We start from the raw sequence: 18602 nt of genomic DNA, 5'->3' as shown, positions 1-18602 counted from the left end.
CGGGGCTCAGTACAGTTTGGGCTCGCCCGGCGGCCGCGTCTTGAAACGGCGATGGACCCAGTAGTACTGGCTGGGGCAGCGGCGCACCCAGGATTCCAGTTCGCGGTTCAGGCGGGCGGTGGCGTCTTCCAGCGAGTCCTCGCCCGGGAAGTCCGCCAGCGGCGGCAGGATGTCCACGTGGTAGCGGCCGGTTTCCGGGTTCCAGAAACCCAGGATGGGCATGACGGCGGCATTCCACTTCCTGGCCAACTGCGCGGTGGCGACCAGGGTCGCGGCCGGCACGCCGAAGAACGGCACGAAGACGGCGCCCTGGCGGCCGAAGTCCATGTCGGGCAGGTAGTAGACGGGACGGGGCGCGCGCAGGTGGCGCAGCAGTTCGCGCACGCCGTCCTTGCGGCTGACCAGGAAAACCTCGTTGAAACGGGCCCGTCCGGCCGCCACGATGGCATCGACTTGGGGGTCGCTTTGCGGGGTGTACATGGTGGCGGCGCTGGGTATCTCCAGCGTCAGCCGGGTGGCGGCCGCGTCCAGCCCGATGAAATGCGGCGCCAGCAGGATGACGGGGCGGCCCTGGGCGATCAGTTCGTTGATCCGTTCGCCGCCGGTCTGCGTCACTATTTCCTCGACGGCTTCCAGCGGGCCGTACCAGAGCACGCCGCGGTCCACGATGGATTGCGCCAGGGCGCGGAAGTGCTCGGCCAGCCAGCGTTCGCGCACGGACTCGGGCTGGTCGGGAAAGCACAGTTCCAGGTTGCGCCGGACGATGTGCGCGCGCGACCTGGCCAGGCGCGGGGCCAGCCAGCCCAGGCAGGCGCCGATGCGCAGCCGGGTCGACGGCTTGACGCGGCCGAACCATTTCAACAGGGAGACCAGCGCGCGCGTTTTGAAATCAGTCATAGTGTCAGCAGGGGTACGGGCGGGGCGCGGCGGGGTTCAGCCCGCCGTGGAGGCCGTGGAGGCGGCCGGCGCCGGGGGCGCCCCGCGCGGCGTCTTGTAGCGGTTGTAGCTCCAGAGGTATTGGTCGGGGCAGCGGCGGATCAGCGTTTCCATGGCGGCGTTGAGCAGCGCGGCCTGCGATTCGGCGTCGGCGGGCAGCGGCTCGGGCACCCGCACGTAGTGGATGCGCCAGCCCCGCCCCTTGGGCAGCCGTTCGCCGGCGGTCAGGATGATGGGAACGCCGGTCTGCGTGGCCAGCTTGCCCGGCAGCGTCATGGTGTAGGCCATGCGTCCGAAGAACGGGGCCCACACGCCGTCGCCCACCCCGGGCGCCTGGTCGGGCAGCATGCCCACGGATTCGCCCCGGCGCAGCGCGCGCACGAATTCGCGCACGCCCTGCATATTGGCCGGCACGGCGTTGACGGCCGAGCTGTTGCGCGCGGTTTCCAGCAGCGGGGCCAGGATGTCCTTGCGCGGCGGCCGGAACATGACCGTCATGGGCATCTGGCGGGCCAGGTACCGCGCGGTGATCTCGAAGCAGCCCAGGTGGGGCGTCAGGAAGAGAATGCCCCGGTTCTCGGCGCGGGCCGCGCTGACCACGTCGTTGTCGTCCGACACCACCCGGGCCAGGCTGTCTTCATTGCGGAACCAGACCCGCGGGCTTTCGAGGATCATGGCGCCGATCTCGCCCGCCGCGCGGCGCGCGAAGGCGGGAGAGGGATAGCCGGCCTGGGCGGCGTTGGCCTGGAGCCGCCGCCGGTACTTGCCGGGCCAGGCGTAGATCGCGCGCCCGGCGAAGCGGCCCAGGGCGTGCGCGACGGGGAGCGGGAGGGCGGCGAATAGTCTGAACAGGAAGAGCAGCATGCGGCGAAGGGGTGAGGCTGGCAGGGTCGCGTCCGGGCCGGGGAACGGGCAGGCGCCCCGGCATGAGCAGCAGAACGGCATTTTCGCTTAAAATAGCGCAGTCGCCGAGTTAACCGACAACTTGCGGGGCGACGGCAAGGGTGTAGCGCGTTGCGCGTCCTTTGCCAAATCCGCTAAAGCGTCGCGCCCAGATCAGTGTATGTCGCAAGGCATGCGGTCCGAGGTGCTACGCGCCTCGTGAACCTATGCGCCGGCCGAGCCGGACACGTAAGGACGCATCTGTGGCCAACAACGACTTTCTCTTCACTTCCGAATCCGTCTCCGAGGGGCACCCCGACAAGGTTGCCGACCAGGTTTCCGACGCCATTCTGGACGCCATCTTCACGCAGGATCCCAACGCGCGCGTCGCAGCCGAGACGCTGTGCAACACGGGCCTGGTCGTGCTGGCCGGCGAAATCACCACGACCGCCAACGTCGACTACATCCAGGTCGCGCGCGACACGATCCGCCGCATCGGCTACGACAACACCGAATACGGCATCGACTACAAGGGTTGCGGGGTGCTGGTCGCCTACGACAAGCAATCGCCCGACATCGCCCAAGGCGTGGACCGCAGCTCGGAAGACTATCTGAACCAGGGCGCCGGCGACCAGGGCCTGATGTTCGGCTACGCGTGCGACGAAACGCCCGATCTGATGCCGGCCCCGATCTGGTACGCGCACCGCCTGGTGCAGCGCCAGAGCGAACTGCGCAAGGACGGCCGCCTGCCGTGGCTGCGCCCCGACGCCAAGTCGCAGGTGACGTTCCGCTACATCGACGGCCGCCCGGCCGAAGTCGACACGGTGGTGCTGTCGACCCAGCATTCGCCCGAGGTCTCGCAAGAGACCATCCGCGAAGCGGTGATCGAAGACATCATCAAGCCCAGCTTCCCCGAAGGCCTGATCACGCCCAAGACGAAGTTCCTGGTCAACCCGACCGGCCGCTTCGTCATCGGCGGCCCGCAAGGCGATTGCGGCCTGACCGGCCGCAAGATCATCGTCGACACCTACGGCGGCGCATGCCCGCACGGCGGCGGCGCGTTCTCGGGCAAGGATCCGTCCAAGGTGGACCGTTCGGCCGCCTATGCCGCCCGCTACGTGGCCAAGAACATCGTGGCCGCCGGCCTGGCGCGCCAGTGCCAGGTGCAGGTCAGCTACGCCATCGGCGTGGCCGAGCCCATCAACATCACCGTCTACACCGAAGGCACCGGCGTCATCCCCGACGACCAGATCGCCAAGCTGGTGCGCGAGCACTTCGACCTGCGTCCGAAGGGCATCGTGAACATGCTGGACCTGCTGCGCCCGATCTACACGAAGACCGCCGCCTATGGCCACTTCGGCCGTTCGGAACCGGAATTCTCGTGGGAAGCCACGGACAAGGTGCTGGAACTGAAGAAGGCCGTGTAAGCGCGCCTTGCTTCGATAAAAAACGCCCCGCGGGGCGTTTTTTATTTGGGCAACGCCGTCACAGCCCCCAGGCCGGGGCGGGGCGTCACCAGACCGCGCCGTCCGACCCCGGCGCCCGCAGGTGGCGGGCGAAGCGCTGCGACAGGAATTCCACGAAGGCCAGCGTCTTGGCCGGCAGGTTCAGGCGTTCCGGATACAGCGCGTGGATGTCGGCGGGCGGCGTGCGCCAGTCAGGCAGCACTTCGCGCAAGCGGCCGGCGCGCAGGTGGGCGGCCGTTTCCCATTCCGACCGCATCACGATGCCATGCCCGTCCAGCGCCCATTCCAGGGCGCTCTGGCCATCGTTGGAGCTGACCGGGCCGCGCACCTTGACGGTTTCGGCGCGCAGGCCCGATTCCAGGCGCCAGGTGCCGTAGGCCACGTCGTTCTCGCGCACCACGATGCAGCGGTGGCGTTGCAGGTCGCCCGGCGCCCGCGGTTCGCCGTAAGTTTCCAGGTAGCGCGGCGACGCGCAGAGCAGCCGCCGGTTCGAGGCGATCTTGCGGGCGGTCAGGCGCGCGTCCGGCAGGTCGCCGAAGCGCACCGCCACGTCGAAGCCTTCCTCGATCAGGTTCAGCGGCCTGTCGGTCAGCCGCATCTGCACTTCCACCTCGGGGTACTGGCGGGCGAAGTCCGACACGGCGGGCACGATGTGGGCCCGCCCGAAGCCGAACGTGGCGTTCAGCCGCAGCAGGCCCTGGGGCTGCGCCCGGGCGCTGGACACCGAGCGTTCCAGGGCTTCCAGGTCCGCCAGGATGCGTCCGCCTTCGGCCAGGTACAGCTCGCCTTCCTGCGTAACGCTGACCCGGCGCGTGGTGCGGTTCAGCAGCCGCACGCCCAGGCGCTGCTCCAGCTTGGCCAGCCGCGTGCTGACCGCGGGCGGCGTCAGGCCCAGCTCGCGCGCGGCGGCGGACAGATTGCCGTGCTTGACCACCAGCGAGAAGAAGGCGAGGTCCGATAGGGCGTCCATGGGCTTATTTATAAATCAAATTTAATAAAGCTTTAGATGGATTGCTAATTATAAGAATTCAATAGGCTTATACACTGGACTCACCACATAGAGCCGCCAAGCGCGGCCACACGAGGAGACCAGGAATGAAGATCAATACCGCGGCCGGCGCCCTGTGCGCGGCCCTTGTCGCATCCTGTTGGACCCAGCCGGCCGCGGCCGCCGGCGCCTTTCCGGAACGCGCGGTGACGCTCGTCGTGCCGTTCGCGCCCGGCGGCAGCGTGGACATCGCCGCGCGGCTGATTTCCGACGCATGGGGCCGCGCGCTGGGGCAAAGCGTGATCGTGGAAAACCGCGCCGGCGCCTCCGGCAACATCGGCATGGCCGCGGTGGCGCGCGCCGAACCCAACGGCTACACGCTCGCCATCAACACCATGTCGCTGGCCATCAACCCCGCGCTCTTCCAGAATATGCCGTTCGACACGAAGAAGGACCTGCGTTCCGTGGGCACGGTCGGGACGTCCCAGCACGTGCTGACGGTGACCAACAGCCTGCCGGTGGCCAACGTCGGCGAACTCCTGGCCTACGTGCGAGCCCGGCCGGCCAACGATCTGAGCTTCGGCTCGGCGGGCACCGGCAGCACGTTCCACATGGCCGCGGAATTGTTCAAGTCCGTATCGCGCACGCAGATCCTGCACGTGCCGTACAAGGGCGGCGGCCCCGCCATGCTGGACACCATCAGCGGCCAGGTGCAGATGAGTTTCCCGGTGCTGTCCGCGGCCAAGCCGCAAGTGGACGGCCAGAAATTGCGCGCGCTGGGCGTGACCGGCTCGACGCGGTCGCCGCTGTTGCCGGACGTGCCCACCATCGCGGAATCCGGCTTGCCGGGCTACGAGTTCAATACCTGGTTCGTCATCAGCGCGCCGGCGGGCACGCCGCAGCCGGTGATCGACACCCTGAACGCCAGGCTGGAGCAGGCCCTGCGTTCTCCGGAACTCGCGCAGCGCATGGGCAAGGAAGGCTTCGATCCCCTGATCTCCACCCCCGGCAAGACGGACGCCATGGTGGCCGAGGAGATGGCGCGCTGGGCCGGCATCGTCAAGGACGCCGGAATCCAGGCCAACTGAACGGCCCTCGATAAGCGCCCTCCGCGGGCGCAACTTTAGGATGCAAGACATGCCCGGCATGACGCTGTACGACAAACTGGTGGCCAGCCATGAGGTGGCCCGGATCGACGACGAGCACATCCTGCTCTACGTCGACCTGCACATCATGAACGAATACACCAGCCCGCAGGCCTTCAGCGGCCTGGCCGCGCGTGGGCGCGAGGTGCTGCGCCCCGGGCAGCAGATGGCGGTGGTGGACCACATCATCCCCACCCATCCGGTTCCGGCGGCGCTGCGCGTGATCGCCGACGAGGCTTCGTCCCGGCAGGCGGTCAACCTCAAGCGCAATTGCGAAGCGCAGCGCATTGCGCTGTTCGATACGACCGATCCGCTGCAAGGCATCGAGCACGTGATCGCGCCGGAGCACGGCATGGTGCTGCCGGGCATGGTGGTCCTGTGCGGCGACAGCCACACCACGACCTACGGCGCGCTGGGCGCGCTGGGCTTCGGCATCGGCACCTCGGAAGTCGAGCACATCCTGGCCACGCAGACGCTGACCTATCGAGTGGCGCGCAACATGCGCATCCGCGTCGATGGCGTGCTGCCCCGCGGCGTCACGGCGAAAGACCTGGTGATCTGCGTCGTGCACCGCATCGGCGCGCAGGGCGCGCGCGGGCATGCGGTGGAATTCTGCGGCGAGGCGATAGCCGCGCTGTCCGCCGAGGCCCGCATGACCCTGTGCAACATGACGGTAGAGGCCGGCGCGCGCGCCGCGCTGATCGCGCCGGACGCCACGACCGACGCCTACGTCACCGCGCGCGCCCCGCAATTGCGGGGCGAGGCCCTGGCGCAGGCGCGCGCCTGCTGGGCCGCGCTGCGCTCGGACGGCGACGCCGTCTTCGACGCGGAGCACGTGCTGGACGCCGCGTCGATCGCGCCTTTCGTCACCTGGGGCACCAGCCCCGACCAGGCCATGCCGATAGACGGCGTCGTGCCGGACCCGCGGGCCGAGACCGACGCGCTGGCCCGCCTGGCGCTGGAGAAGGCGATGGACTACATCGGCCTGGCGCCGGGCACGCCGATCGCGGGCCTGCCGATAGACCGCGTGTTCATCGGGTCCTGCACCAACGGGCGCATCGAGGACCTGCGCGCCGCGGCGAGCATCGCGCGCGGCCGCAAGGTCGCGGCCGGTGTGCGGGCCATGGTGGTGCCCGGATCGGGCGCGGTGCGCGCCCAGGCCGAGGCCGAGGGCGTCGCCGCGCAATTGATAGCGGCGGGCTTCGAATGGCGCCAGCCGGGCTGTTCGATGTGCCTGGCCATGAACGACGACGTGTTGAGTCCGGGCGAGCGCTGCGCGTCCACTACCAACCGGAACTTCGAGGGCAGGCAGGGGCGGGCGGGACGCACCCACCTGATGAGCCCGGCGATGGCCGCCGCCGCCGCGCTGGCCGGCCGCATCGTCGACGTCCGCGAATGGGAGCAGCGCGCATGAATCCGATGATGGAAGGCGTGGCCGCGCCCTTGCCCTTTTCCAATCTGGACACCGACCAGATCATGCCCAAGCAGTTCCTGCGCATCATCGACAAGTCGGGGCTGGACCGGGGCCTGCTGCATGATCTGCGCTTCGATGCCGGTGGCGCGCCCCGGCCCGATTTCGTGCTGAACCGGCCGGCCTATGCCGGCGCGTCCATCCTGGTGGCGGGACCGAATTTCGGCTGCGGTTCCAGCCGCGAGCACGCCGTGTGGGGCTTGCAGCAATTCGGCATCCGCGCCGTGATCGCGCCCAGTTTCGGCGAGATCTTCTACTTCAACGCGGTGAACAACGGACTGCTGCTGGTCAGCCTGGCGCCGGCCGAGGTCGACGCCCTGCTCGCCCGGGTGTCCAATACGGCCACGAACCGCGTGGGCATCGACGTGGCGGCCGGACGCGTCAGCGCGGCGGACGGCTGGGCCGCGCACTTCACCCTGCCCGAGCGCCATCGCCGCATGTATGCCCAGGGGCTGGACATGGTGGGCGCGTCGTTGCAGCGGCTGGACGAGGTGGAACGCTTCGAGGCCCGCCATTGGGCGCGCCATCCGTGGATGAAGGACGTGGCGCGCCAGGTGCGCGACCGCCTGGACGCCGGCAACGCAGACCGAGAGGCTTCATGACCGATTTCTTCGACCTTCCCGTGCGCCGCATCGAGGCCAACGGCATCCGAATCGCCGCGCGCGTCGACGGCTCCGGCCCGCCGCTGCTGCTGCTTCACGGGCATCCGCAGACCCACGCCATCTGGCATCGCGTGTGGCCGGAACTGACGCGGCACCGGACCTGCGTGGCGGCGGACCTGCGCGGTTACGGCGACAGCGACAAGCCGGCGGCGAGCGCGGACCACTCGGCGCACTCCAAGCGCGAGATGGCCGCCGACATGGCCGATCTGATGCGGGCCCTGGGCCATGCGAGTTTCGAGGTGCTGGCGCACGACCGCGGCGCGCGCGTGGCGCACCGGCTGGCGCTGGACCACGCCGGCGCCGTCACCCGCCTGATGCTGTTGGACATCGCGCCGACCCTGGACATGTACGAAGGCACGACGCGCGCCTTCGCTCAGGCCTATTACCACTGGTTCTGGCTGATCCAGCCCGCGCCCCTGCCGGAAACCATGATCGAGCGCGACCCCGTGTTCTACCTGCGTTCGGTGATGGGCGGGCGGCCCGGCGGGCTGGCGCATTTTTCCGACGCGGCCATGGCCGAATACGAGCGCGCGGCCCGGCAGCCGGGCTGGGCCACGGGCATCTGCGAGGACTATCGCGCGTCCGCCACGCTGGACCTGGAGCACGACCGGGCCGGTCGCGCCGCGGGCGAGCGCGTGCGCCAGCCCCTGCGGGCGCTGTGGGGCGAACGGGGCGCCGTGGGCAGGAATTTCGACGTGCTGGCCCTGTGGCGGGCGGTGGCGGACGAGGTATCGGGAGGGGCCCTGCCGGGGGCGCACTATCTGGCGGAGGAATGTCCCGAAGCCTTGCTGGCGCAGGCCCGGGAGTTCTTCGGCTGGGACGGCGGGACGGGCCGCTAGAGCCTCGGGGACGGAGCTGTCAATCAAGCCTGGACGCGCAGTAGGGCCATCCAAAAAGGGACGCACCCCTGGTGTTAACCTTCGCCCCATGAACCGCTATTTCGCCGACCTGTCCGAGTTGCCCGCTGCCGAAGACGCGCAAAGCGTCTCCAAAGCCACGGATTCCCCCTGCGTCGCGGTCTGCTCCACGTTGTTCGACGACATCTGCCGCGGCTGCGGCCGGACGGCCATGGAAGTGGCCAACTGGGTCTTCATGACGGAAGAGGAAAAGCGCGAAGTCTGGGTGCGCATCAAGTCGCAAGGGTATCCCCGGCGCAACAACTAGACGGGCCGTCTTGGGCGTGTCACATGGCGCGGGCTAAATCGCGCTGTCGCCCACCTCCGGCTCCATCATGCGCATCGTTCTGGTCACGGATGCCTGGCATCCGCAAGTCAACGGCGTCGTCCGAACCTGGACGACCATGCAGCAGATCCTCGGCGAATGGGGCCACGAACTGATCGTGGTGAACCCCCAGGGCAGCCGGACGGTGCCGGCGCCGTCCGAACCGGATCTGCGCCTTTGCCTGCGGCCGGGCCGGCAACTGCGCCGCATCCTGGGCGACACCGTGCCCGACGCGCTGCACATCGCCACCGAAGGCCCGCTGGGCCTGGCCGCGCGCCGCATGGCGCTGGCGCGCGGCTGGCGCTTCACCACCTCGTTCCACACGCTGTTCCCCGACTACCTGCAGGCGCGCATGGGCATTCCGGCGGCCTTGCCCTGGCGCTACCTCCGCTGGTTCCACCGGCCCTCGCAGCGCGTGCTGGTGCCTACGCCCACGGTGCGCGACATCCTGGCGCGGCGCGGGCTGGCGAACCTGCGGATCTGGTCGCGTGGCGTGGACCCGCGAAAATTCCAGCCCGGCCCCGGCGCGGCCTTCGAGGACCTGCCCCGCCCCATCTTCCTGAGCGTCGGACGCGTGGCGCGGGAAAAGAACCTGGACGCCTTCCTGTCGCTGGACCTGCCGGGCAGCAAAGTGGTCGTCGGCGCGGGGCCGGACGAGGCGCGCCTGAAGAAGCGCTTCCCCGGCGCGGTCTTCACCGGCATGCAGCAGGATGGCGCGCTGCCGGCGCTGTACGGCGGCGCCGACGTATTCGTGTTTCCCAGCCTGACGGACACGTTCGGCCTGGTCATGCTGGAGGCCATGGCCTGCGGCACGCCGGTGGCCGCGTTCCGCAGCGAGGCGCCGCTGGCGGTGGTGGCCCAGGGCGTGACCGGCTTCCTGGACGACGACCTGGCCCACGCCTGCCGCGCCGCGATGTCGCTGGACCGCCACGCGGTGCGCGAGCACGCGCTGACCCGCGGCTGGGACGCGGTGGCATCCGACTTGCTGGCGGCGCTGGTGCCGCTGGACGGGAGCGCCCTGGGCGCGCCCGACGCCGAGGTGTCCTGCGTGCCGGAGGGGGCGGGCCGCGTGGCGCGGTAATGGCCGCCAGGGCGCCAGGGGGGCTGCCCGCCGGCGGGTTCCCGGGTACAATGCCCGGCAATCCTGAGGAGCGTTGCGACGACCCTGCGGTTCCCGTCTGCGTTGACGACAAGCGGAACCCGGCTCGCCAGGCTCAGGAATCCTTGTTCAAGCGGCGCGCCTTGCGCGGCGCTACAGCAACGGCGCTCACCTTTATCGCATATGGCGGAAAAGGCGAGCACTCGACTGTCGTGGTGTTTTCGCGTTGTCCGGCCATTCTGCGCGCCGTTCGTATTTCACGTGGAGCCTACACACCATGAACGCTGTGACTGACAAATCCTTTTCCGACTACCTCGTCGCCGACATGTCGCTGGCCGGCTGGGGCCGCCGCGAGCTCGCCATCGCCGAAACCGAAATGCCCGGCCTGATGGCCATCCGCGAGGAATTCGCCGCCCAGCAGCCGCTCAAGGGCGCGCGCATCGCCGGCAGCCTGCACATGACCATCCAGACCGGCGTCCTGATCGAGACGCTGGTGGCCCTGGGCGCCGAAGTGCGCTGGGCCTCGTGCAACATCTTCTCCACGCAGGACCACGCCGCCGCCGCGATCGCCGAGTCCGGCACGCCGGTCTTCGCCGTCAAGGGCGAGACGCTGGAAGAATACTGGCAGTACACGCACAAGATCTTCGAATGGCCCAATGGCGAAAACGCCAACATGATCCTCGACGACGGCGGCGACGCCACCTTGATGCTGCACCTGGGCACCAAGGCCGAGAAGGACATCTCGGTGCTGGCCAACCCGGGCAGCGACGAAGAGCGCATCCTGTTCGCCGCCATCAAGGAAACGCTCAAGCGCGATCCCAAGTGGTATTCGACCCGCCTGGCCCTGATCAAGGGCGTGACGGAAGAAACCACCACCGGCGTGCACCGTCTGTACCAGATGTCGCAGAAGGGTGAACTGGCCTTCGCCGCCATCAACGTCAACGACTCGGTCACCAAGTCGAAGTTCGACAACCTGTACGGCTGCCGCGAATCGCTGGTCGACGGCATCAAGCGCGCCACCGACGTCATGGTCGCCGGCAAGATCGCCGTCGTGGCCGGCTACGGCGACGTGGGCAAGGGCTGCGCCCAGGCGCTGGTCGCCCTGCGCGCGCAAGTCTGGGTCACCGAAATCGACCCGATCTGCGCCTTGCAGGCCGCCATGGAAGGCTTCAAGGTCGTGACCATGGAAGAAGCCGCCGCCCACGGCGACATCTTCGTCACCGCCACCGGCAACTACCACGTCATCACGCGCGAGCACATGAACGCCATGAAGGACCAGGCCATCGTGTGCAACATCGGCCACTTCGACAACGAAATCGACGTCGCCGGCCTGGCCGACTGCCAGTGGGAAGAGATCAAGCCGCAGGTCGACCACGTCATCTTCCCGGACGGCAAGCGCATCATCCTGCTGGCCCAGGGCCGCCTGGTGAACCTCGGCTGCGCCACCGGCCACCCGTCGTTCGTGATGTCGTCCTCGTTCGCCAACCAGACGATCGCCCAGATCGAACTGTTCACGCGCAACGAAGCCTACAAGTCCGGCGAAGTCTACGTGCTGCCCAAGCACCTGGACGAGAAGGTCGCGCGCCTGCACCTGAAGAAGCTGGGCGTGAAGCTGACCACGCTTCGCAAGGACCAGGCCGACTACATCAGCGTGCCGGTCGAGGGCCCCTACAAGCCGAATCACTACCGCTATTGATCGGTTGATAGCAAAATAGGAAAGTGCCGCGCCATGTCGGCGCGGGCTTTCCGGTCCGCGGAGCTTCCTCGCGATCGCCTTGCGGCCGCGGGGCCGCCGGACCCAAAACAGGAGGTCGAACATGGCATTGATACTCGTCTGGATCCTGAACGCGGTGGCCTTGCTGGCCGTTGCCTACCTGCTGCCGGGCATCACGGTGGCCAGTTTCGGATCGGCGCTCATCGCCGCGCTGGTGCTGGGCCTGGTGAACATGCTGGTCAAGCCGGTGCTGGTGCTGCTGACGCTGCCCATCACGATCGTCACTCTCGGTCTCTTCCTCATCGTCATCAACGCCTTGTTGTTCTGGTTCGTCGGCTCCGTGCTGAAGGGCTTCCAGGTCAACGGGTTCTGGTGGGCCGTGGGCGGTGCGATCCTGTACAGCATTATCTCCGGCCTGCTTACCAAGCTGATCCCCTAATGTCCGATTCGATTTCTCCCGCATTCAGTCTGGAATTTTTCCCCCCGCGCGACCTGGCCGGTCAAGAACGGCTGGTGCGCGCGGCCAAGCAGATGCTGGCCATTCAGCCCAAGTACGTCAGCGTGACGTTCGGCGCGGGCGGTTCCACGCGCGCCGGCACGGCCGACGCCGTGCGCACGCTGCGCAACCTGGGCTGCGATGCGGCGCCGCACCTGTCGTGCGTCGGCGCCACCCGCCAGGACTTGCGGGACATTCTTCAGGCCTACAGGAACGAAGGCGTGCGGCGCGTGGTCGCCCTGCGCGGCGACCTGCCCTCGGGCATGGGCGGCGACGCGGGCGAACTGCGCTACGCCAACGAGCTGGTGTCGTTCATCCGCGAGGAAACGGGCGACTGGTTTCACATCGAAGTGGCCGCCTATCCCGAAATGCATCCCCAGGCGGCCAATCCCTCGGCCGACCTGGATCATTTCGTGGCCAAGGTGAAGGCCGGCGCCGATGCGGCCATCACGCAGTACTTCTTCAATGCCGACGCCTACTTCGACTTCGTCGACCGGGCCCAGGCCAAGGGCGTCGATGTGCCCATCGTGCCGGGCATCATGCCCATCACGAACCACACGCAGCTCCTGCGCTTCTCGGAAATGTGCGGCGCGGAAGTGCCGCGCTGGATCCGCTTGCGCCTGGCCGAGTTCGGCGACGACAAGGCCTCCATCCGCGCCTTCGGCGTGGACGTGGTGACCGAACTGTGCCAGACGCTGCTGGACAACGGCGCGCCGGGCCTGCATTTCTACACCTTGAACCATGCGGAAGCGCCGCTGGCGGTGTGGAAGGATCTGTCGCTGCTGGACTAGGCCTCAAGCGCCGGCCTGTCGCGCGGCCCGAAGCCCACCCTCGCGGGTGGGCTTTTTGCTGTCCGCCGGCGGGCGGCCTACTCCGGCTGGATGCCGGCCTGGCGGATCTGCTGGCCCCAGGCGTCGTATTGCGCCCTGACGAATTGCTGCAGGGGGTCGCCGACGGCCAGGTCGGGCTCCATGCCCATGGCGCGCAGCCGGTCTTGCACGGCGGAATCGCGCATCGTCGCCGTCAGTTGGTCGGACCACCACTTCGCGGCCTCGGGCGCCAGGCCCGCGGGGCCGGCCACGCCGATCCAGCCGGTCAGGTCCAGGCTGCCCATGCCCAGCTCCTGGGCGGTGGGCACCGCCGGCAGGATGGTCGAGCGCTTGCTGGACACCAGGGCCACGGCGTTCAGGTTCTGCGCGCGGATCTGCGGCAGCACCGCGCCCAGGTCGGCCGCCACGAAATCGATGCGGCCGCCCAGCAGGTCCGTCACGGCGGCCGGCTGGCCCTTGTACGGCACGCCCAGCACTTCGGCGCCGGCGGCGCGGCTGAAGGCGGCCGCCACGACCTGCCCCGTGCCCGAGCCGTAGCCGCTCGTCACGGCGTTCGGCTTTTCCTTCGCCGCCGCCACCAGTTGGCGGGCGTCGCCGTGCCTGCCGGCGGCGCGCGTGACGATCACGACGTCGAACCGGACCACGCGGCCCACCTGGGTGAAGTCCTTGATGGCGTCGTAGCGCTGGAACGCCTTGGACAGGTAGGGGCCGGACGAACTGGTGGCGCTGGAACTCGGCATCATGGTGTAGCCGTCGGGCGCGGCCCGCGCCACGGTGTCCACGCCCAGCACGCCGAGGGCGCCCGGCTTGTTCTCGACGATGATCTGCGCGCCGGTGCGGGCGCGGATATCGTCCACCACCACGCGCGAGACGTTGTCGATGGTGCTGCCGGCGGGAAAACCGACGACGAAGTGGATGGGCTTGTCCGCTTGCGGATAGCCGGAGCCGGCGGCGCCGGCCAGCGCGGGCAGGCAGAGCGCGGCGGCGATCAGGGCGGATCGGGTCGTTGTGTTCATGGGTTGTCTCCTCGTGCTTGTTTCGTGGCGTCAGTCCGTCTTTGCGGCGCCGGCTTCCGCCAGGATCTCGGCGGTGTGTTCGCCCAGCCCCGGCGGATGCCGCCGGATGTCGCCCGGCGTGCGGCTGAACCTGACGGGCAGGCCGGCCTGGACCAGGCGGCCTTCCGTGGGGTGTTCCGATTCGTGCCAGAAGCCGGTGGCCCGCAGGTGGGGGTCGGCCAGCAGTTCCTCGAAGCCGTTGACCGGGGCGAAGGGAATGTCGGCGGTTGCCAGCAGTTCGGTCCATTGCGCGGTGGTGCGCTCGGCCAGCACCGTTTCCACGTAGCGGTACAGCTCCGGGAAATGCCGGCTGCGGCTGTTGAGCGTCTGGTAGCGCGGATCCTGCGCCATGCCGGGATGGCCGGCCAGGGCGAAGAACCGCTGCCATTGCGGCGTGGTGTAGGGCACCACGCTCATGTAGCCGTCGCGCGTGCGGAACGGGCGGCGGTACTCGTTGAGCAGGCGCGCATAGCCCGCCGGACCTTCCGGCGGCACGAAGGTCAGGCCGGCCAGGTGTTCCGGCGCCAGGAAGGCCACCATGCATTCGAACATCGGCACTTCGACCGCCTGGCCGCCGGCGCCGCGTTCGCGCGCCAGCAGCGCGCTGGTGACGGCGTTGGCCACGTACAGGGCCACCACTTTGTCGGCGACCACCGAGTTGACGTAGCAGGGAGCGCCGGCGCCCGCGCCGCCTTGCAGCCAGGCCATGCCGGAGGCGGCCTGGATGGTGTCGTCGATGGCCGCCCGGCCCGCGTAGGGGCCGGCTTCCGAATAGCCGTAGCAGGCGCAATAGACCAGGTCGGGAAAGCGCGCCGCCAGCGTGGCGTAGTCCAGGCCCAGGCGGCGCATCGCCGGGGCGCGCATGTTCGAGATGAACACGTCGGCCCCGCCGATCAGCGCGTCGAGCTGCGCCCGGCCCTCGGCGGTCTTCGCGTCGATCACCGCGCTGCGCTTGTTGCGGTTCAGGTTCAGGTGGGTGTGGCTCATGGCGGCATGGCGCTGGGGGGTGACGTGGCGGAACACGTCGCCTTCCGCGGATTCGATCTTGATCACGTCCGCGCCCATGTCGCCCAGCATCTGGGTGGCCATGGGCCCCATGCCGACGCTGGTCATGTCGATGACGCGTATGCCGTGCAGCGGTCCGGGCATGGTCAGTCCTCTCCCAGCAGCCGGCGCGCCAGGCGCAGGTGCGGCCGGTCGATCATCTTGCCGTCCAGCCGCAGCGTGCCCGCGCCGGGGTGCGCGGCGAACGCGGCGATGACGGCCCGCGCCCATTGCAACTGGCCCTCGTCGGGGCTCAACGCCGCGTTGATGGCGCCGATGTGGCGGGGGTGGATCGCCATCTTGCCGACGAATCCGTCGCGATACGCTTCGCGGGCCTCGTCGGCCAGCGCCTCGGGGGCGTCCAGGTCGACGCAGACCGTGTCGATGGCGCGGACGCCGGCGGCCGCCGCCGCCATCAGGCACAGCGAGCGCGCCAGGCGGAAGGGTTCGGTATAGCGGCCGGCGTCGCGGTTGCGCAGCGCGCCGACGTCCGCCGCCAGGTCCTCCCCGCCCCAGGACAGGCCCCACAGGCGGGGCGTGGCATCGCGGTAGTCATGCAGCCCGAACAGCGACTGCGCCGTTTCGGTGACGATGGCCAGGATGCGGGTGGCGCCCGGGACGGCGCCCGCCGCGGCTTCGAAGGCATCGAGGTAGTGCGCCAGTTGCCGCATGTCTTCGCGGCCGGCGCACTTGGGCAGCACGATGCCATAGGGGGCGGCCGGCATCGCGGCGGCCAGGTCGGCCAGGGCGTCGCCGCCGTCCAGCGCATTGATGCGCACCCACAATTGCTTGCCGGGCGCGCCGCGTTCCAGCATGGCGCGGACCTGCGCCCGGGCCGCGGGTTTCTGGTCGGGCGCGACCGAATCCTCCAGGTCCAGGATCAGCGCATCGGCGTCGCTGGCGGCGGCGTGGTCGAACTTGCGCCCGGAATCGCCGGGCACGAACAGCAGGGATCGGGTCATGGCGGGAATCCTAGGCGGGCCGCTTGCGCATCAGGGCCGAGCGCTTGCAGACGGCGACCACTTCGTCGCGGTGGTTCAGCGCGGTGTGCTCGAACTCGACGATGCCCGCGTCGGGCCGGGACTTGCTTTCGCGCATCGACAGCACGCGCGTGCGCACGTGCAGGGTGTCGCCGGCGAACACCGGCTTGGGGAAGGCCACGTCGGTCATGCCCAGGTTGGCCACCGTGGTGCCCAGCGTGGTGTCGTTCACCGTCATGCCGATCAGCAGGCCCAGCGTGAACAGGCTGTTGACCAGGGGCTTGCCGAATTCGGTCTGCGCGGCGAAATGCGCGTCCAGGTGCAGGGGCTGCACGTTCATCGTCAGCGAGCTGAACAGCACGTTGTCCATCTCGGTCAGGGTGCGGGTCCAGGCGTGATCGAAAGCCTGCCCGGCGGAAAACTGTTCGTAATAGAGGCCAGCCATGTTCCTTCCTTCAGGGGAGAGCGCCCGGGGCGGAGCCCGGACCGGGAGCGGCCGCGATGGCCAATACTGCCATTGAGTTCTCACTCTTGAACAAAAGTTTATATTCATGAACGAAACTCGGCAATGATTTTTGCTTTGGCGTAAACCCGCAAGCGCCCGCGGCCGGACGGACGGCGCGCGCGGGGGCGCCGCCTCGCCGGCGGGCGGAGCGGGGAAGGAAGGGGGGAACTGGCCAGCGGGCCGGGGCGCGCTGGCCGGGAGGGGGGTTACTTCGCGGGCGTGGCGGCCGCGGGGCCGTCGATGCGTTGGGCCAACTGGCGGCTGGCGGCCAGCAGGGTCTGGCCGATGGCGTCGGCCTTGGCGGCCGAACGGTCCAGCGGGGCGCCCACGACGAGCGCCAGCACGGTGCTGTACAGCACCAGCGGCGCGGCGACCGACAGGGTATCGGCCTGGTGCTCGGCGAGGTTCACGTGCCAGCCCCGGCTGGCCTCGGCCTCGATCAGCCGCAGCAGTTGCTTGTGGGTCTTGACGGTCTGGCCGGTGTAGCGGTCCAGGCTGAGGCGGGAGGCCAGCGCCTCCCGGTCGGCGGGCGCCATGGCGCCCAGCAGCGCGCGTCCGGAGGCGGACGCGTGCAGCGGCTTGGTCTGGCCCACGCGGGCCGTGAAGCGCACGATGCGGTCGGGTTCGGCCACGTCGAGGTAGACCACGTGGTCGCCGGACCGCTGCGCGAGGATCAGCGTTTCGCCCAGCTCGTCGCGCAGCGCCTCCAGCGTGGGCCGGATGCGCGTGGTCAGTTGGTCATGTTCGGCAACGGTGCTGGCTTCGTTCAGCCAGCGCCGCGTCAGGTAATACCGCCCCGCTGTCTGGTGGGCATAGCCGTCGCCTTCCAGGGTGTCCAGCAAGGCCAGGCAACTGGACTTGGGGATGCCCAGCCCGGCCGAGATCTGCGACAGGGTGGCGGGAGCCCGCGTATTCGCGAAGAACTGCAGGATGTCCAGCACGCGCCTGGCGCTTTTTACGTCGTTCGTACTCATGCACGGGAATATATATTCATGAACAGGCAGCGGCAACCGCCGCCGCCCTCCGTGCGTCAGTCCGCGTACACCCCCGCCTTGCGGATAATGCCGCCCCATTTGTCGATTTCGGTCTGCAGCCAGGTTTGCAGGCCCTCGGGCGTCTGCTTCGATTCCGGCACGATCTCGGCGCCCAGCTCCGCCATTTTCTGGGTGAAGGCGGGGTCCTTGAGCGCGGCGCGCAGGGCCGCGTTGAACTTGGCGACGGCCTCGGGCGGCGTGCCCTTGGGGGCGTAGACGCCGTGCCACACCTTCACCTCGAAGCCCTTCAGGCCGTTTTCCTGCAGGGTGGGCGCGTCGGGCAGCGCCTTGATGCGGTCCAGCGTGGTCACGCCGTAGAGCTTCACGCGGTCGGCCTTGATGTGGGGAATGGTCTGCGTGGTCTGGTCGCACAGCACGTCCACCTGCCCGCCCAGCAGCGCGGTCAGTGCGGGCGCCGTGCCCGCGTAGGGCACCGTCGTGAACTGCGTGCCCAGCGATTCCTGCAGCAGCATGCCGCAAAGCTGCGACACCGCGCCCAGGCCCGCGTTGGCCAGGTTGACCTTGTCGCCGTTCTCGCGGGCGTACTTGATGAAGGCCGGCATGTCCGCGGGGGGCAGGTCCTTGCGGCCCAGCAGCGTCATGGGCACGTCCGCCACCTGGCCGACGTAGGCGAAATCGGTAAGCGGATTGAACGGCAGCTTGCGGTAGAGCGCCGGCGCGGTGGCCATCCCGTTGTGGTGGATCAGGAAGGTGTAGCCGTCGGGCGCGGCGCGCGCCACGTGCGTGGAGGCCAGGGTGCCGCCCGCGCCGGTGCGGTTCTCGACGACGATGCTCTGGCCCAGCGTCTTCGACATGGAAGCGCCCAGGCTGCGCGCCACGACGTCGGTGGGACCGCCCGCCGCAAAGGGCACGACCAGCGAAATGGGATGGTTGGGATAGGCGCCTTGCGCGGCCGCGTTGCCCGAAGCAAGGCACGACAGGGCCAGCACGGGCCAGGCGGCGCGCGTCGCCGCGCGCGCGAAAATAGGGGGCATGTCTCACTCCTGTGGTTGTATTGCGGCCCGCGCGACGAGACATCGCGGGCCAGGGCCTTAGTGTCGGCCGTCGGGACAG

Annotated in this window: 19 protein-coding genes and 1 riboswitch; of the genes, 10 read left to right on the top strand and 9 right to left on the bottom strand. The window is 69.1% G+C overall.

Features of this window, described 5'->3' with window-relative positions; all coding sequences use genetic code 11:
• Positions 1 to 6: 6 nt before the first annotated feature.
• Together AVE30378_RS08630 and AVE30378_RS08625 are read right to left on the bottom strand one after the other, a co-directional pair.
• On the bottom strand, positions 7 to 897 hold the full coding sequence (locus AVE30378_RS08630; protein ID WP_129240442.1) for a lysophospholipid acyltransferase family protein: 891 nt from the start codon (positions 895 to 897) through the stop codon (positions 7 to 9).
• A 36-nt stretch (positions 898 to 933) separates the two neighbouring features.
• Positions 934 to 1800 (bottom strand): lysophospholipid acyltransferase family protein, encoded by an 867-nt coding sequence (locus AVE30378_RS08625; RefSeq protein WP_129240441.1) that lies wholly within the window; start codon positions 1798 to 1800, stop codon positions 934 to 936.
• A gap of 281 nt (positions 1801 to 2081) precedes the next feature.
• Between AVE30378_RS08625 and metK the strand changes: the two genes are divergently transcribed.
• Positions 2082 to 3245: a methionine adenosyltransferase gene (gene metK, locus AVE30378_RS08620; RefSeq protein ID WP_129240440.1), complete on the top strand. Its 1164-nt coding sequence runs from the start codon at positions 2082 to 2084 to the stop codon at positions 3243 to 3245.
• An 85-nt stretch (positions 3246 to 3330) separates the two neighbouring features.
• Here the strand turns inward: metK and AVE30378_RS08615 are convergent, their stop codons facing one another.
• Positions 3331 to 4254, bottom strand: a complete 924-nt coding sequence (locus tag AVE30378_RS08615) for a LysR family transcriptional regulator (protein ID WP_129240439.1) — start codon at positions 4252 to 4254, stop codon at positions 3331 to 3333.
• Between the two features lie 125 nt (positions 4255 to 4379).
• Here AVE30378_RS08615 and AVE30378_RS08610 point away from each other — a divergent pair, with 125 nt between their 5' ends.
• From AVE30378_RS08610 to metF, 9 genes are all read left to right on the top strand, one after another.
• Entirely contained in the window at positions 4380 to 5360 is a 981-nt protein-coding gene (locus AVE30378_RS08610) for a Bug family tripartite tricarboxylate transporter substrate binding protein (RefSeq protein WP_129240438.1), read from the top strand.
• Between the two features lie 49 nt (positions 5361 to 5409).
• Complete coding sequence (leuC, locus tag AVE30378_RS08605; protein ID WP_129240437.1) at positions 5410 to 6831, top strand: 3-isopropylmalate dehydratase large subunit; 1422 nt, start codon at positions 5410 to 5412, stop codon at positions 6829 to 6831.
• Complete coding sequence (gene leuD, locus AVE30378_RS08600) at positions 6828 to 7490, top strand: 3-isopropylmalate dehydratase small subunit (protein WP_129240436.1); 663 nt, start codon at positions 6828 to 6830, stop codon at positions 7488 to 7490. The genes leuC and leuD overlap by 4 nt, the downstream gene beginning before the upstream one ends.
• The gene (locus AVE30378_RS08595; protein WP_129240435.1) at positions 7487 to 8389 is read left to right on the top strand and encodes an alpha/beta fold hydrolase; all 903 of its coding nucleotides are present in this window, start codon (positions 7487 to 7489) and stop codon (positions 8387 to 8389) included. The genes leuD and AVE30378_RS08595 overlap by 4 nt, the downstream gene beginning before the upstream one ends.
• Positions 8390 to 8477: 88 nt before the next feature.
• Positions 8478 to 8714 (top strand): DUF1289 domain-containing protein, encoded by a 237-nt coding sequence (locus AVE30378_RS08590; protein WP_129240434.1) that lies wholly within the window; start codon positions 8478 to 8480, stop codon positions 8712 to 8714.
• A gap of 67 nt (positions 8715 to 8781) precedes the next feature.
• Positions 8782 to 9852, top strand: a complete 1071-nt coding sequence (locus AVE30378_RS08585) for a glycosyltransferase family 4 protein (RefSeq protein WP_129240433.1) — start codon at positions 8782 to 8784, stop codon at positions 9850 to 9852.
• Between the two features lie 59 nt (positions 9853 to 9911).
• Positions 9912 to 10047: riboswitch (S-adenosyl-L-homocysteine riboswitch) on the top strand.
• A gap of 100 nt (positions 10048 to 10147) precedes the next feature.
• A complete protein-coding gene (ahcY, locus tag AVE30378_RS08580) occupies positions 10148 to 11566 on the top strand; it encodes an adenosylhomocysteinase (protein ID WP_129240432.1) in 1419 nt (472 codons plus the stop codon).
• Between the two features lie 121 nt (positions 11567 to 11687).
• On the top strand, positions 11688 to 12023 hold the full coding sequence (locus AVE30378_RS08575; protein WP_006389784.1) for a phage holin family protein: 336 nt from the start codon (positions 11688 to 11690) through the stop codon (positions 12021 to 12023).
• Positions 12023 to 12871, top strand: coding sequence for a methylenetetrahydrofolate reductase [NAD(P)H] (metF, locus tag AVE30378_RS08570; protein ID WP_129240431.1), 849 nt, complete (start codon positions 12023 to 12025; stop codon positions 12869 to 12871). Before AVE30378_RS08575 ends, metF begins: the two co-directional genes overlap by 1 nt.
• 77 nt (positions 12872 to 12948) lie before the next feature.
• On the opposite strand, the gene AVE30378_RS08565 is transcribed toward metF, so the two are convergent.
• The 6 genes from AVE30378_RS08565 to AVE30378_RS08540 form a co-directional block, all read right to left on the bottom strand.
• Complete coding sequence (locus tag AVE30378_RS08565) at positions 12949 to 13926, bottom strand: Bug family tripartite tricarboxylate transporter substrate binding protein (RefSeq protein WP_129240430.1); 978 nt, start codon at positions 13924 to 13926, stop codon at positions 12949 to 12951.
• A 30-nt stretch (positions 13927 to 13956) separates the two neighbouring features.
• Complete coding sequence (locus AVE30378_RS08560) at positions 13957 to 15114, bottom strand: CaiB/BaiF CoA transferase family protein (RefSeq protein WP_129240429.1); 1158 nt, start codon at positions 15112 to 15114, stop codon at positions 13957 to 13959.
• A 2-nt stretch (positions 15115 to 15116) separates the two neighbouring features.
• A complete protein-coding gene (locus tag AVE30378_RS08555) occupies positions 15117 to 15971 on the bottom strand; it encodes an HpcH/HpaI aldolase/citrate lyase family protein (protein ID WP_129240428.1) in 855 nt (284 codons plus the stop codon).
• 10 nt (positions 15972 to 15981) lie between these two features.
• Entirely contained in the window at positions 15982 to 16434 is a 453-nt protein-coding gene (locus tag AVE30378_RS08550; RefSeq protein ID WP_129240427.1) for a MaoC family dehydratase, read from the bottom strand.
• 266 nt (positions 16435 to 16700) lie between these two features.
• The gene (locus AVE30378_RS08545; RefSeq protein ID WP_165360127.1) at positions 16701 to 17468 is read right to left on the bottom strand and encodes an IclR family transcriptional regulator; all 768 of its coding nucleotides are present in this window, start codon (positions 17466 to 17468) and stop codon (positions 16701 to 16703) included.
• Between the two features lie 56 nt (positions 17469 to 17524).
• On the bottom strand, positions 17525 to 18523 hold the full coding sequence (locus AVE30378_RS08540) for a tripartite tricarboxylate transporter substrate-binding protein (RefSeq protein WP_129240425.1): 999 nt from the start codon (positions 18521 to 18523) through the stop codon (positions 17525 to 17527).
• Positions 18524 to 18602 lie beyond the last annotated feature (79 nt).

The sequence above is a fragment of the Achromobacter veterisilvae genome (assembly GCF_900496975.1).
GTDB lineage: Bacteria > Pseudomonadota > Gammaproteobacteria > Burkholderiales > Burkholderiaceae_B > Achromobacter > Achromobacter veterisilvae.
This window is presented reverse-complemented; position numbering and strand designations above follow the sequence as displayed.

Bases quoted from the DNA above. Each gene is read 5' to 3' on its own strand.
- AVE30378_RS08595 (WP_129240435.1), top strand. From the start codon at position 7,487: ATGACCGATTTCTTCGACCTTCCCGTGCGCCGCATCGAGGCCAACGGC.
- AVE30378_RS08585 (WP_129240433.1), top strand. From the start codon at position 8,782: ATGCGCATCGTTCTGGTCACGGATGCCTGGCATCCGCAAGTCAACGGC.
- AVE30378_RS08545 (WP_165360127.1), bottom strand. From the start codon at position 17,468: ATGAGTACGAACGACGTAAAAAGCGCCAGGCGCGTGCTGGACATCCTG.
- AVE30378_RS08555 (WP_129240428.1), bottom strand. From the start codon at position 15,971: ATGACCCGATCCCTGCTGTTCGTGCCCGGCGATTCCGGGCGCAAGTTC.
- AVE30378_RS08630 (WP_129240442.1), bottom strand. From the start codon at position 897: ATGACTGATTTCAAAACGCGCGCGCTGGTCTCCCTGTTGAAATGGTTC.
- AVE30378_RS08625 (WP_129240441.1), bottom strand. From the start codon at position 1,800: ATGCTGCTCTTCCTGTTCAGACTATTCGCCGCCCTCCCGCTCCCCGTC.
- leuD (WP_129240436.1), top strand. From the start codon at position 6,828: ATGAATCCGATGATGGAAGGCGTGGCCGCGCCCTTGCCCTTTTCCAAT.
- AVE30378_RS08560 (WP_129240429.1), bottom strand. From the start codon at position 15,114: ATGCCCGGACCGCTGCACGGCATACGCGTCATCGACATGACCAGCGTC.
- AVE30378_RS08575 (WP_006389784.1), top strand. From the start codon at position 11,688: ATGGCATTGATACTCGTCTGGATCCTGAACGCGGTGGCCTTGCTGGCC.
- AVE30378_RS08590 (WP_129240434.1), top strand. From the start codon at position 8,478: ATGAACCGCTATTTCGCCGACCTGTCCGAGTTGCCCGCTGCCGAAGAC.
- ahcY (WP_129240432.1), top strand. From the start codon at position 10,148: ATGAACGCTGTGACTGACAAATCCTTTTCCGACTACCTCGTCGCCGAC.
- AVE30378_RS08550 (WP_129240427.1), bottom strand. From the start codon at position 16,434: ATGGCTGGCCTCTATTACGAACAGTTTTCCGCCGGGCAGGCTTTCGAT.
- leuC (WP_129240437.1), top strand. From the start codon at position 5,410: ATGCCCGGCATGACGCTGTACGACAAACTGGTGGCCAGCCATGAGGTG.
- AVE30378_RS08565 (WP_129240430.1), bottom strand. From the start codon at position 13,926: ATGAACACAACGACCCGATCCGCCCTGATCGCCGCCGCGCTCTGCCTG.
- AVE30378_RS08540 (WP_129240425.1), bottom strand. From the start codon at position 18,523: ATGCCCCCTATTTTCGCGCGCGCGGCGACGCGCGCCGCCTGGCCCGTG.
- metF (WP_129240431.1), top strand. From the start codon at position 12,023: ATGTCCGATTCGATTTCTCCCGCATTCAGTCTGGAATTTTTCCCCCCG.
- AVE30378_RS08610 (WP_129240438.1), top strand. From the start codon at position 4,380: ATGAAGATCAATACCGCGGCCGGCGCCCTGTGCGCGGCCCTTGTCGCA.
- AVE30378_RS08615 (WP_129240439.1), bottom strand. From the start codon at position 4,254: ATGGACGCCCTATCGGACCTCGCCTTCTTCTCGCTGGTGGTCAAGCAC.